Origin of the sequence: Kaistella sp. (assembly GCF_032060305.1) — a bacterium.
GTDB classification, from domain to species: domain Bacteria; phylum Bacteroidota; class Bacteroidia; order Flavobacteriales; family Weeksellaceae; genus Kaistella; species Kaistella yananensis.
Genome location: NZ_DAMBHK010000004.1, coordinates 1 through 12434, shown reverse-complemented (window position 1 = coordinate 12434; position 12434 = coordinate 1). Strand labels below are relative to the sequence as shown.

The window sequence follows — 12434 nt, the reverse complement described above, 5'->3', positions numbered from 1 at the left end:
TTCACCGATTTTCTGATGAGATAATTCTTTCTGGGTTCAATCCTCGTAATCCAGGCGACATCATCCTGTTCCAGAGAGAATTCTACCTTATCTCCTACCGCCAGCGGATTGGTAAGCCGGGTTTTAATCAGCTTGAATTTGCCACGTATCCTGGCTTCAAAAAACCTTCCTGTTCCCTGATCCAGAACCTGGTACCAACTTCCGGTAGATTTGGTGACAAGACCTTTCATTTGTTATTAATGATTATCGTCTTTGATGACATTAGCATAAAATTTATGGCTTTTGAGAAATCAGTATCCTCATATTCAAATCCTGTGTTTCTCAGATTGTTATAGTAGTCCTGAAGATTTTGGTAATAGCTTTTTTCGGTCTCAAGAGCAAATCCTTTTTCTTTAAAATGGGCTACTAAAAACCACTTTTCCAGAAGCCCGCGCTGCTGCATTATAAAAATCAAAATAATCAACTTCAATTTCAGTATCACCGGCTTCATTTATTGAATAGAGCAGCTGGTCGCTAAGTTCATTTCTGAACGCTTCCAATAATACATCACTCAATAATTTAAAGTCGCTCATCTGTTAGATGTTATTCTGGATTTCAATTGACTCTTCATGAATTGCTTTGAAGACTTTCTCTATGAAATCAGGCGACATTCCGGTTTCATCAGCTTTCTGGGTTGCGTATTCGGTGATGATTTTCCAACGCTCCGGCTGAAAGATAGCAATGTTGTTTTCTTTCTTGAGCGTACCGATCTTTTCTGAGATTTTCATCCTGTGGGAAAGGATTTCAATCAGCTGGAAATCGAGGTCGGAAATAAGGGTACGGTGACGGCCCATTTCATCATCGAATGCGGAGATATCGGAATTTCTTATCTGTAAATTCCCGATCAAATCTGCAAGCACTTCCGGGGTAATCTGCTGTGAAGCGTCACTCCAGGCATCGTCGGGATTGGCGTGGGTTTCTATGATCATGCCTTCGTAGCCAACGTTCAGGGCTTCCTGGGCGATCCCTGCCAAGCCGGTTCTGTTGCCGCAGATATGCGAAGGGTCTACCAGCATCGGGATGTTGGGAAACTGCTGCTTGAAATCCAGGGCAATCTGCCAGTTCGGGATATTGCGGTATTTGGTTTTCTGGTAGGTTGAAAAGCCACGGTGAATAACGCCTAAGTTCTTTACATCCTGGCCCAGAAGTCTTTCCAGAGCGCCAATCCACAAGGCAAGATCAGGGTTCACAGGGTTTTTTACGAAGACCGGCTTGTCGGTTCCTTTTAGGGCTTCGGCAATTTCCTGTACGGTGAAAGGGTTTACGGTAGAGCGCGCGCCAATCCACAGGATGTCGACATCAGCTTCCAGAGCGGCTGCCACATGGTGGGCATTGGCTACTTCTGTGGCGGTTCTGAAGCCGTATTCTTCCTTTACTTTCTTCAGCCAGTTGAGACCGATGACTCCTACGCCTTCGAACCCGTTGGGTTTTGTACGCGGCTTCCAGATTCCGGCACGGAAAATAGAGACTGCGTCTGTGGATTCTTTTATTCTTTTAGCGGTTTCCAGCATCTGCGATTCGCTTTCTGCACTGCAGGGGCCGGCAATAATTAAGGGAGAGGCAAAATCTTTTACCCAGTTGTTCTTCAGTTCTTTTAAATTCATGTTATGGTAAAAAGCCAAATTTCATTGGCATTATTTTGATTATTTTAGTTCAGATCAAACTTAAAGATTTCGTCGAGTTCTTTTAAAACAGGATTGATTTCGGCAAATTTATCAAAAATCTTCCGTTTGGTCATGATTTCTTTTTTCAGGGTAACATCATTCTTGTACTCGACCGCGATATTGAAATGACTTACTTTGTGCATAAAATGGTTAAAGAAATCTGCCCGCACCTTCTCGAACTCGCTTTTTGCAGAATCTGACGGATAGGTGATTTCAATGGTGTTTTCGTCCTTTTTCTGCAGGATGAAGGAACTTATGGCGCTGTAGATGATGATGTCTCTTTTCTTAAGTTCTGTGAGGAACTTCTGCCACTCGGTTCGGAGATCGGTTTCGGTGAAGTGATTGCTTGGCAGATGATCCTTTGCCGTGGTTTCCGTTCCTTCTTCCTTTTCTTCAGTCTGCTGTAATACGGCAGTGATGCTGAATTTAGAAGAAACCTTGCGCGCCGCAATGGGTGCCGCTGTCTTTTGAACTACAGGTTCTTCCTTCTGGGGAAGTTCTGCAGCAACGGGTGTTTTGGTTTCAGGTTTGGGGGTTTGTGGAACTGATACCGCAGTTTTAAGAAGCGGCGCTAATATCAGATACTTTTTTTTTTAGGCTCGGCACCGTTCGCCGTGAGGGACGAAAGCTGCATTAAAGCAATCTCTACCGTAAGCCGTGGATTCTTGGAATTCTTATAATTGATGTCTGCATGGTTGCAGATTTCAATGGCGTCGATAAGCTGCTGGGCATTCCATTTTTTGCTCTGTTCGGAGAATCTTGCTTTGGTCTTCTCGCCTACTTCGATGAGGTTCAGGGTATGAGGATTCTGCGCCATCATGAGGTCGCGGAAATGGCTGCCCAATCCTGCGATGAAGATGTGGGGATCGAAGCCTTTTTTCACGATCTCATTGAATGCGAAAAGCACATCGGGAATTCTGTTTTCGTACGCCAGTTCCACAATATTCAGGTACTGGTCGTAATCGAGGATATTGAGGACTTCGGCGGCTTTGGCCAAAGTGATGTTCTTCTGGGTAAAGGTTGACAGTCTGTCGAAGATGGAAAGTGCATCACGCAGCGCACCATCAGCCTTTTGGGCAATGAGGTAAAGCGCGTCGTCTTCGAATGCGATACCTTCCTTAGCCGCAATATTCTTCAGATGGCTCTGGATGTCTTCAATGGTAATCCGTTTGAAATCGTAAATCTGGCAACGTGAAAGGATGGTAGGAATAATCTTGTGTTTCTCGGTGGTGGCGAGAATAAAGATGGCATGCGCAGGCGGTTCTTCCAGTGTTTTAAGGAAGGCATTGAACGCCGCTGAGGAGAGCATGTGCACCTCGTCAATGATATAAATCTTGTACTTTCCTACCTGAGGTGCAAAGCGTACCTGGTCGGTGAGTTCGCGAATGTCTTCAACGGAGTTGTTGGACGCAGCATCCAGTTCGAAAATGTTGTAGGCAAAGCCGTCTTCGGAGGTAGAACCGTCTCTTTCGTTGATTTTACGGGCGAGGATCCTGGCGCAGGTCGTTTTACCTACTCCACGCGGACCACAGAACAGGAGTGCCTGTGCGAGCTGGTTTTCGTGAATAGCATGCTCCAGGGTATCTGTAATATGCGCCTGCCCTACCACAGTATCGAACTCCTGAGGGCGGTATTTTCTTGCAGAAACCACGAAATTTTCCATTGGTCAAAAATAAGGAAATTATTGAGATGATAAAATAATTGTGAGAAAATTAGTGAGGGTTTTATGGTTTAATTCTGCATCAATAACTTAAAAGAAATACACCGAATCCCCCACTCCTCAATACCTATCACATTAAAAGCACACAAGCTGTAGATTCCTTTGGAAATGATTCCCAAAACAACCCCTTTGTGGGAAGGAGATCCGAACAAGACTCGGATAAGACTTGAAGAAATGACAGGGAGAAGTTAAGAATACCTTACTTTTCCTGCACGATGGTATGGCGCAAGTATGGCGCAACTACGGCTCAACCTTTGGTATCTGCTTGTGAAAAGGGGTTACAAAGAAATTAATCAGGTGAAAAAATGATTATCGGTAATTTAAATAGGGCAATAACGTGCTGATTTGTAATGTGTTGTAAATTTAATGATAAATGGTGATTCCTGCAACTGTATACGCTGATTTTATTTTATTTGATGGAAAAGTAAAGTATGGCGGAAGTAGATTATATACTTGAAATTAGAGAGAAGTTTGAGTTACCAATGTTTTGAGATAAAAACTGATGCGGAACGCCCATCTTAATTTTAAAACGATGCTCAGTTAAATGTACAGTTGTAGTTATATGCCTTATTTACTGCGCATTTATTATCAACAGTACCATGTAATCAGCAAAAGTTTGAGGAAACAAAATTAATTATCCAATACATTTATTATATTTGAATACATATATATCATAAAAGTGATACCAACATCTACAAATTTTGGGATGTTTGTATTACGGAGTGATACATATAAGTAAGTTAGCACCAATATTAAGAATGACCGAACAGACAACACATATTGACGCAGGAAAAAGTAAAATTTTAAACCTTGACGCTGACGACCAAGGCAATTTCATTGCGTTTACTGACAACAAAACGGTTGTAACAAACGACCATAATTTAAAAATAGAAATCGACTTACGCTTTCCGATTATTCGCAGACTTGACAACGACACATTTTTCATTGCTGACAGTCGGACAGAGAAAGACAACAACGGTTATATTTTTAAATTCAGCGGACAATTAGTAAAGTCATTTTTAGCTGGTGACGGAATAGAGGATATCATCGTTCATCGGAACAAAATTATAATAACGTATTTTGACGAAGGGGTTTACGGTGGTGACGGACCAAACGGAGATGGACTTGCCGTGTTTGATTTTGAAGGACAACAAGAATTTGGTGTTAATTCAAGTGCAGGAGATATGGTAATTGCTGACTGTTACTGTATTTGCAAACACGGGACAAACAAAGTTTTGTTTTACGCATATACTGACCTAAAAGTATTTGAACTTAATCTCGACACTTTTAAATTTGAAAGCTTTGAAACCCCAAATGACTTTTCTGGAACATCAGCAATATCAAGCACCGTAGACAAGATTATTTTTCATTCAAGCTATAACGACAAGAGAAGTTTTTTCTCGTGGGACAGAAATAAAAAAGAGGTAATAAAGTTTGGCGACTATTCACCAGGCTTGACAGGAATAAAAAATGGAAAGTTTTTAATTTATGGTGACAGTGGATACACAATTATTAACCCGACAGAATAATACTGGTGCTGAGAGGAGTTTGGCAAAAAAGCGGGTTTAGTGCTTAAATGAAGCCTTGTGCTTCGTATCAAGTTCAGTGCTTGCAGACAGTTTAGTAATTCGAAATCCGCTTCTTCGCCAAGCGCCAAAACGTTGTGCGTAATTTTAAACAAATATTCTGAAAAACGACATTGAAAATATTTGATAAAATATTATATTATAACTCAATCAAAATTAACTTGATTGTAGTTTGTATTTTGTTTTTCACTAACAATCTATTTTCACAAAACTGTATACTTCCAAATGGGAAATATAAAGTAGAATTCGATAAACAATTCGAAAAGCATCCAAAATTTGAGTTTAGAATTTTGAATGATTCCATTACTTTTTATGAAAGCAATTCTAAAATCAGTCGTAAAATCGAAAAAAATAATGATTGTAGTTTGGTAATCGAAAAAGAAATAATAGATGACAACAATTTAACGGAATTTCAAAAAATGTTAAACAAACGACATCCATTTTACACCTTTAAAAAGAATAATAATTCCAAATTTGAATTTATTTATAGAATCGATTTTCACATAATGATCAATTCTGGGAATTTTATCCTAATAGAATCTGAATAAAAAACTACGCACAACATATTCTATTGACCTTATCCTCATCCTGAATAAACTGCTTCATAATTTTCAGAAAAAACCTTGCTGAGCACTTTAAAAATTAGTTCGAAACATCATTATCTGTCTATGAAATATCTTTTACTACTTTTTTCACTCCTGACATCCATCAACATTCCGGCCTGTAAGTGTGATACTCCTACGATCAAGAACTCTTTTGAATCAGCAGATTTTGTATTTACCGTTGATATATATGATGTAAATACAACCTACAAAACGGGATATTGGGAGGTAGAAAACTCTTTGGCGAAAGCAAAAATAGAAAAAGTTTACAAATCGTCTGCGCCTGACTTCAGGAGTAAAGAAATTACATTATTCGGACAGCAGTTCAATTCCTGTGATATCATTTTTAAAGAGAAAGGTAAGTTTCTGATTTTTGCCAATGTAGAACCGGATACCACCTTCTTTTACTCTTCATTTTGCTATGCAACACAGGAAATATCTCAATTAAGCGTAAGTGATTTTGCACTTTTGGAGCAACTGAAGAACAACTTAGCTAAAGAAATTTCAACACAGGACAACTTTGAAATATCTTATGAGGACCTGCTTACGGCTCCGGATAAAGTATTAAAGCAACTTATGATTGAAAATGCGCAACTCTCGGAACACCACCGAAAACAGAAAATCTATATTGCTTCTCTTTCAGCTTTATACCTTTTAACCTTTATCATTTTCATTTTATTTTACAAAAAGAAAAAGAGTAATTAATAATCAGGAATTATACATTTATCCATAAAAAATCCCTTCAAATGAAGGGATTTATATTTTAAAACGAATTCTTAAAGCGTATTGCCTTCTTCCAGAATTTCTTTGTGCTGGTATTCCTGCACGAGGTCGATAGCGTTTGAGATGACGTCGCTCAGAGCCGTGATAAAGGTGTTTTCTTCGGCGAGGCTCATGGCGTGTTTCAGCGCGTCGATTTCTTTTGGAATGATTTCGTAGCTTACATCCTTACCCGAACTCTGCATCCCGTCGATCACCAGGGCGTTGATTTCCTCTTCGGTCCTGCCGCGAAGGTGCTTTTCGTTCCGGATGATGATATGATCGAACATGCGGCCTGCAATTCTGCCGCACTCGCGGATATCGCCGTCGCGGCGGTCTCCGACTCCGGAAATGATTCCAATCTTCTTTGGCGAATCAATATTTTTTAGGTAATCTTCAATAGCCTCGTAACCTGCAGGATTATGGGCAAAGTCGATGAGGACCTTGAATTTCTTAAATTTAAAGATATTAAGCCTTCCCGGCGTAAGCGCAGGACTTGGAATAAAGGTACGGAGTGAATTGGCAATGTCCTCGATTCCAAAACCGTGGAGATAAGCCGCCAAACTTGCCGCCAGGACATTAGAGATCATGAATCTTGCCTTCCCTTCCATGGTGATCGGGACATTAATTGCCTTTACAATGCGGATCTTCCAGTCGCCTTTTTTAATGGTGATGAAGCCTTCTTCGTACACACAGGTTACTTTCCCTTCTTTGGCGAATTTCTTAATGTGAGGATTATTCTCGTCGAGACTGAAGATGGCGACCTTAGAATCCAGATCGGGCATCAGCCTCGTGGAATATTCATCATCAGCATTCAGGACACTCCAGCCGCCTTTCTTTACGGAGTCGAGTACTACCCTTTTAACGCGGGTTAAATCTTTGAGGTTGTGAATATCATTGAGCCCCAGATGATCTTCTTTGATGTTGGTCAGTACGCCAATATCGCAGGAACTGAATCCCAGACCTGAGCGTAGAATTCCGCCACGGGCAGTTTCCAGTACGGCAAATTCAACGGTAGGATCTTTAAGGACAAATTCTGCGGAAATTGGTCCTGTAGTATCGCCCTTGGTGAGCATGGTATTCTGGATGTAAATCCCGTCAGAGGTGGTAAAGCCTACTCTGTAGCCGTTATTTTTCACGATATGGGCAATGAGTCTTGTGGTGGTGGTTTTTCCGTTGGTTCCGGTTACCGCAATAATAGGAATCCTGAAAGGTTTGCCCTGAGGATAAAGCATATCGACTACCGGCGCGGCTACGTTCCTTGGCAGTCCTTCGCTTGGAGCCAAATGCATGCGGAATCCGGGAGCAGCGTTCACTTCCAGAATCGCGCCACCGCTTTCCTTGAGCGGCTGTGTAAGGTTTTCTGCCATGATATCAATTCCACAGACATCAAGACCAACAATCTTGGAAATACGTTCGCACATGGTAACGTTCTCGGGGTGAATCATATCTGTAACATCGATGGAAGTACCGCCTGTAGAAAGGTTAGCGGTAGATTTAAGATATACCACCTCACCTTTCTGCGGGATGGTGTCGAGGGTATAATTCAGTTTTTCAAGAAGTTCATTCGTATCTTTGTCGACAAGGATTTCAGTAAGCACATTTTCATGCCCGTAGCCTCTTCTGGGATCAAGATTTTCTTTATCGATGAGCTGGCGGATATTGAGTTCTCCATCGCCTACAATATGGGCAGGCACCCGGCGCGCTGCCGCCACCATTTTGTGGTTGATGACCAGCACACGGAAATCGTAACCGGTAATGTATTTCTCAACAATCACCCTGCTGGAGTACTTTTGCGCATGCTGCAGACCGATTTTGGCCGTTTCGAGGTCGTTTACATTGATGGATGATCCTTTGCCGTGATTACCATCCAGGGGTTTCAGTACAATCGGATATCCAATTTTGCGGATCACCCTTTCGAGTTCTTCAGGTTCTGTCACCAGATCGCCGGAAGGCACAGGAATAGCGGCCTCATCGAGCATTTTTTTAGTAAGTTCTTTATTACAGGCAATGTCTACGGCAATGGATGAGGTTTTCCCGGTAATTGTTGCCTGGAATCGCTGCTGGTTGACGCCATAGCCCAGCTGCACCAAAGAGTTGCGGCCAAGGCGGATCCACGGAATGTTTCTGGCAGCGGCTTCTTCAACAATACTTCCGGTAGAAGGCCCGAGTCTTTCGCGCTCCCGGATTTCGCGGAGTTGCTGAATGCAGGCTTCAATATCGTAATCTCGTGCTTCTATGATACATCGTGCGATTTCCACGGACTGTTCTGCTGCGTAAACTCCGGAATTTTCTTCCAGATAACTGAAAACAACATTATAGATGCCCGGGGTTTTGGTTTCCCTGGTGCGGCCGAAACCGGTATCCATCCCTGCAAGGGTCTGAATCTCCAGTGCGATGTGTTCGATGACATGGCCCATCCAGGTGCCCATTTCCACCCGCTGAAAGAAGCCTCCTTCAACCCCTTCGGAACAGCGGTGTGTGATTAAGGAAGGAATCAGTTTTTCGAGCCTCGTACGGAAGCCTTCAATTTTATTGGTGGGCAAATGCTCTACTTCTTCCAGATCCAGCCGCATCTGGATGAGTTTTTTTCTGCGGATGCTCCAAATATTCGGGCCTTTTAGAACCTGTATTTTTTCAATTTTCATAACGTAAATGTGTAAGGTGACTGATGTATGAAAACCAAAGATAATTGAAAAACAGTATAATTCGGCATAATTTTTTACACAAACTCTGAATTATTAATAATTAAACAGCGTAAATATCAGTGATTCAGTATTATTTTTATTTGATTTAGCGCCTAAGCCTCTGATTATTTTTTTTAAATTTGCATCCTATGAGACCAGTTGGAAAATTAATGATTATCGGTGGAGCCGTAAATAAAGGCAGTTTTGCAGAAACCGATTACGACCAGAATGTAGAAAAAAACCTCAACTTTTTTGAAAGAGGCATCCTCAGGAAAATCATCAATGAGTCCCGGCTGAAAGAGGATTCGGTGATCGAGATCATCACCACAGCTTCTCAAATTCCACAGATTGTGGGCCCAGAATATAAAAAAGCATTCGAATTTTTAGGTTCGAAAACCGTTAATATCCTCGATATCCAGAACCGGGAACAGGCGAACAGCGATGCTATCGTGGCACGCGCCAACGCTGCCGATGTGGTGATGTTTACCGGAGGCGACCAGCTGAGACTTACTTCGATTCTTGGAGGGACAAGATTCCATGACGCTATTCTCCTTAAATACCAGGAGCAGGATTTTATCTATGCCGGAACTTCGGCAGGCGCTGCAGCAGCTTCTGAAAACATGATTTATCAGGGTTCGAGCAGTGAAGCGCTTCTGAAAGGTGAAATTAAAACCACCCAGGGTTTAGGATTTATCGAAAATGTTATTGTCGATACACATTTTGTTCAAAGAGGCAGAATCGGCAGACTTTTTCAGGCCGTGGTAAACAACCCGCGCACCCTGGGAATTGGCCTGGGAGAAGATACCGGACTCTTTATTCACGGCGATACGATGACGGCCATTGGGTCCGGGCTTGTGATTCTGGTGGACGGCAGATTCATTAAAGATACTAATCTTACCAAGATCGACCTGGGGCAACCGATTTCCATTGATAATCTAACGGTTCATGTGATGTCCCAGAATGATTATTTCGATCTGAAGACGAAAGAACTCACCATCGTGAACTCGCAGTACAGCCCAATCCCACAGGAACGTTAAGGAATTTAAATTTTTAATTACGTTCGCTCCGCTATCCTGCTTTTGCAACCCGTTAACATCCTATTCAGAAATACATGAAAATCATCATCCACGGCGGCTTCTTCTCCGAAAGCGACCAAAGCCACGAAGTAAAAGTGGCCAAACAAAATTCACTCAAAGCAATTGCTGCCAAGGCTTTCGAGTATTTGCAGAGCCATACAGCGGAGGAGACTGCAGTATATGCAGTCTCTTTGCTGGAGGATGATACGCTGTATAACGCCGGAACCGGATCACAAATCCAGAGCGACGGGAAAATCAGGATGAGTGCGTCGCTGATGAACGGTGAAAACCAGAAGTTCTCCGGCGTTATCAATATTGAAAATGTAAAAAATCCGATTCAGGTCGCCAGGGTTCTGATGAAAGAAAACGACCGGGTTTTGGGTGGAAACGGCGCAAAAACTTACGCTACTGCCAATAGATTTGAGGACTACTCAACTGAAATTCCGCAACGCAGAAAAGAATATGAGGAGAAAGTGAAAAACGGCGGGAAAGGCACTGTTGGCTGCGTGGCACTCGACCGGGATGGTCATTTGGCAGCAGCAACGTCCACGGGAGGCAAAGGTTTTGAAATCGTTGGCCGAATTTCCGATTCTGCAACGGTAGCTGGTAATTATGCCAACAGATACTGCGCGGTAAGCTGTACCGGAGTTGGTGAAGATATCGTGAGCAATGCCACTGCCGCGAAGATTGTAACCCGCGTCACTGACGGAATGAACCTTGAAGAGGCTTTTGAAAAGACTTTTGCTGAATTAAAAGAAATCGACGGGTTTGCCGGAGCCATCGCCATCGACCGAAACGGAAACTTCTTTCACCGGGATTCGCATCCAACCATGGTTTTTGCCAGCTTCAACGGATCAACGTTCGAGGTCTTCGATTAAAATAAAAAAAAACTGTCCCATTTCCGGGACAGTTTCTCTTCGTATTAAATTATTACTGCAAAGCTTATTTTGTTTCAATCGCTGCCTGCGCGGCTGCCAATCTTGCAATCGGTACTCGGAACGGTGAGCAGCTTACATAATCCAGACCCAGTCTGTGGCAGAATTTCACCGATTCGGGGTCACCGCCATGTTCGCCACAGATTCCGACTTTAAGTTTAGGTTTCACGGATCTTGCTTTATCCACTCCGATTTTAATGAGTTCCCCAACACCGCTTTGGTCGATGGATACAAACGGATCTTCAGGAAGCAGTTTCAGATCAAGATATTTTGGCAAGAATCCGCCGATATCATCTCTGGAGAATCCGAAAGACATCTGGGTAAGATCATTTGTTCCGAAACTGAAAAAATCTGCTACTGTAGCCAGGGAATCCCCTTTCAGTGCGGCACGTGGAGTTTCGATCATGGTTCCGTAAAGGAAATTGATTTCTTTTACACCCATGTGTTTGCAAACTTCATTATAAACCCTGTCGACGATTTCTTTCTGGTGACGCAATTCGTGACGTCCCATTACCACAGGAATCATAATTTCAGGGTAGGCTTTTTTACCTTCTTTCTGAAGTTCAGCTGCAGATTCCAGGATGGCGCGAACCTGCATCTCGGTAATTTCCGGATAAGAAACTCCCAAACGTACTCCGCGGTGGCCCAGCATCGGGTTGTTTTCGTGAAGTGCCAGGATTCTGCGGTTCAGCACACTCATTCTTACGCCAAGTTCGCGGCTCAGTTCCTGTAATTTTTCTTTGTCGTGCGGAACGAATTCGTGTAAAGGTGGATCTAACAAACGGATGGTTACGGGATTTCCGTTCATCACTTCCAAAGTTGCCTTGATGTCTTTTTTTACAAATTTAAAGAGTTCATTCAATGCAGTTTTTCTTTCTGCCACTGTGGTACTCATAATCATTTTTCTGAGGAGGAATAAAGGTTTTTCGCTTCCTTCCCCGTAAAACATATGCTCTGTGCGGAAGAGGCCAATTCCTTCTGCACCGAAATACGATGCCTGCTGTGCATCTTTTGGTGTATCTGCATTGGTTCTAACGCCTAATTTTTTAGCTTTATCCACCAACGTCATCAGAACTTTGTACGATGCGTTCTGGTTAAGATCGGTATTTGAAAGCTGCAGCACACCCTCGTAAGCCAGACCGGTGGTTCCGTTCAGGGTAAGCCATTCGCCTTCGTGAACTTTTTTTCCCGTATTGGTTACAAAATATTTTTCTTTTTCGTGAATTTCAATGTCGGAACAACCTACGATACAGCACTTACCCCAACCTCGGGCTACTAAAGCTGCATGAGAAGTCATACCGCCTTTTGTTGTAAGAATCGCCTGCGATTTGTGCATGCCATCGACATCTTCAGGAGAGGTTTCTTC

The 12434-nt window shown here is 42.6% G+C and carries 10 protein-coding genes and 1 pseudogene; 4 read left to right on the top strand and 7 right to left on the bottom strand.

What is annotated here, in order from left to right:
* The 5 genes and pseudogenes from V5N63_RS01030 to dnaX all read right to left on the bottom strand — a co-directional run.
* A pseudogene (locus tag V5N63_RS01030) lies at nt 1-230 on the bottom strand (ribosome small subunit-dependent GTPase A); the annotation flags it as partial.
* 162 nt (nt 231-392) lie between these two features.
* Entirely contained in the window at nt 393-572 is a 180-nt protein-coding gene (locus V5N63_RS01025) for a hypothetical protein (protein ID WP_332032218.1), read from the bottom strand.
* A 3-nt stretch (nt 573-575) separates the two neighbouring features.
* Nucleotides 576-1643, bottom strand: a complete 1068-nt coding sequence (locus V5N63_RS01020; protein ID WP_332032216.1) for a chorismate mutase — start codon at nt 1641-1643, stop codon at nt 576-578.
* Between the two features lie 44 nt (nt 1644-1687).
* Nucleotides 1688-1846 carry a hypothetical protein gene (locus tag V5N63_RS01015; RefSeq protein ID WP_332032214.1) on the bottom strand — a complete coding sequence of 53 codons (159 nt, stop codon included), beginning with the start codon at nt 1844-1846 and terminating at the stop codon, nt 1688-1690.
* A 434-nt stretch (nt 1847-2280) separates the two neighbouring features.
* A complete protein-coding gene (gene dnaX / locus V5N63_RS01010) occupies nt 2281-3366 on the bottom strand; it encodes a DNA polymerase III subunit gamma/tau (protein WP_332032212.1) in 1086 nt (361 codons plus the stop codon).
* An 815-nt stretch (nt 3367-4181) separates the two neighbouring features.
* Here dnaX and V5N63_RS01005 point away from each other — a divergent pair.
* Complete coding sequence (locus V5N63_RS01005) at nt 4182-4952, top strand: hypothetical protein (RefSeq protein ID WP_332032210.1); 771 nt, start codon at nt 4182-4184, stop codon at nt 4950-4952.
* 725 nt (nt 4953-5677) lie between these two features.
* Nucleotides 5678-6316, top strand: a complete 639-nt coding sequence (locus tag V5N63_RS01000; RefSeq protein ID WP_332032208.1) for a hypothetical protein — start codon at nt 5678-5680, stop codon at nt 6314-6316.
* A 71-nt stretch (nt 6317-6387) separates the two neighbouring features.
* Here the strand turns inward: V5N63_RS01000 and cphA are convergent, their stop codons facing one another.
* Complete coding sequence (cphA, locus tag V5N63_RS00995; RefSeq protein ID WP_332032206.1) at nt 6388-9018, bottom strand: cyanophycin synthetase; 2631 nt, start codon at nt 9016-9018, stop codon at nt 6388-6390.
* A 188-nt stretch (nt 9019-9206) separates the two neighbouring features.
* Here cphA and V5N63_RS00990 point away from each other — a divergent pair, with 188 nt between their 5' ends.
* Nucleotides 9207-10094: a cyanophycinase gene (locus V5N63_RS00990; protein WP_088469205.1), complete on the top strand. Its 888-nt coding sequence runs from the start codon at nt 9207-9209 to the stop codon at nt 10092-10094.
* A gap of 74 nt (nt 10095-10168) precedes the next feature.
* Nucleotides 10169-11011 (top strand): isoaspartyl peptidase/L-asparaginase, encoded by an 843-nt coding sequence (locus tag V5N63_RS00985; protein ID WP_332032203.1) that lies wholly within the window; start codon nt 10169-10171, stop codon nt 11009-11011.
* 64 nt (nt 11012-11075) lie between these two features.
* On the opposite strand, the gene V5N63_RS00980 is transcribed toward V5N63_RS00985, so the two are convergent.
* The coding region (locus V5N63_RS00980; protein WP_332032201.1) for a putative PEP-binding protein at nt 11076-12434 on the bottom strand (1359 nt) is incomplete at its 5' end.

Bases quoted from the DNA above. Each gene is read 5' to 3' on its own strand.
- V5N63_RS01025 (WP_332032218.1), bottom strand. From the start codon at position 572: ATGAGCGACTTTAAATTATTGAGTGATGTATTATTGGAAGCGTTCAGA.
- V5N63_RS00985 (WP_332032203.1), top strand. From the start codon at position 10,169: ATGAAAATCATCATCCACGGCGGCTTCTTCTCCGAAAGCGACCAAAGC.
- dnaX (WP_332032212.1), bottom strand. From the start codon at position 3,366: ATGGAAAATTTCGTGGTTTCTGCAAGAAAATACCGCCCTCAGGAGTTC.
- V5N63_RS00990 (WP_088469205.1), top strand. From the start codon at position 9,207: ATGAGACCAGTTGGAAAATTAATGATTATCGGTGGAGCCGTAAATAAA.
- V5N63_RS01020 (WP_332032216.1), bottom strand. From the start codon at position 1,643: ATGAATTTAAAAGAACTGAAGAACAACTGGGTAAAAGATTTTGCCTCT.
- cphA (WP_332032206.1), bottom strand. From the start codon at position 9,018: ATGAAAATTGAAAAAATACAGGTTCTAAAAGGCCCGAATATTTGGAGC.
- V5N63_RS01000 (WP_332032208.1), top strand. From the start codon at position 5,678: ATGAAATATCTTTTACTACTTTTTTCACTCCTGACATCCATCAACATT.
- V5N63_RS01015 (WP_332032214.1), bottom strand. From the start codon at position 1,846: ATGCACAAAGTAAGTCATTTCAATATCGCGGTCGAGTACAAGAATGAT.
- V5N63_RS01005 (WP_332032210.1), top strand. From the start codon at position 4,182: ATGACCGAACAGACAACACATATTGACGCAGGAAAAAGTAAAATTTTA.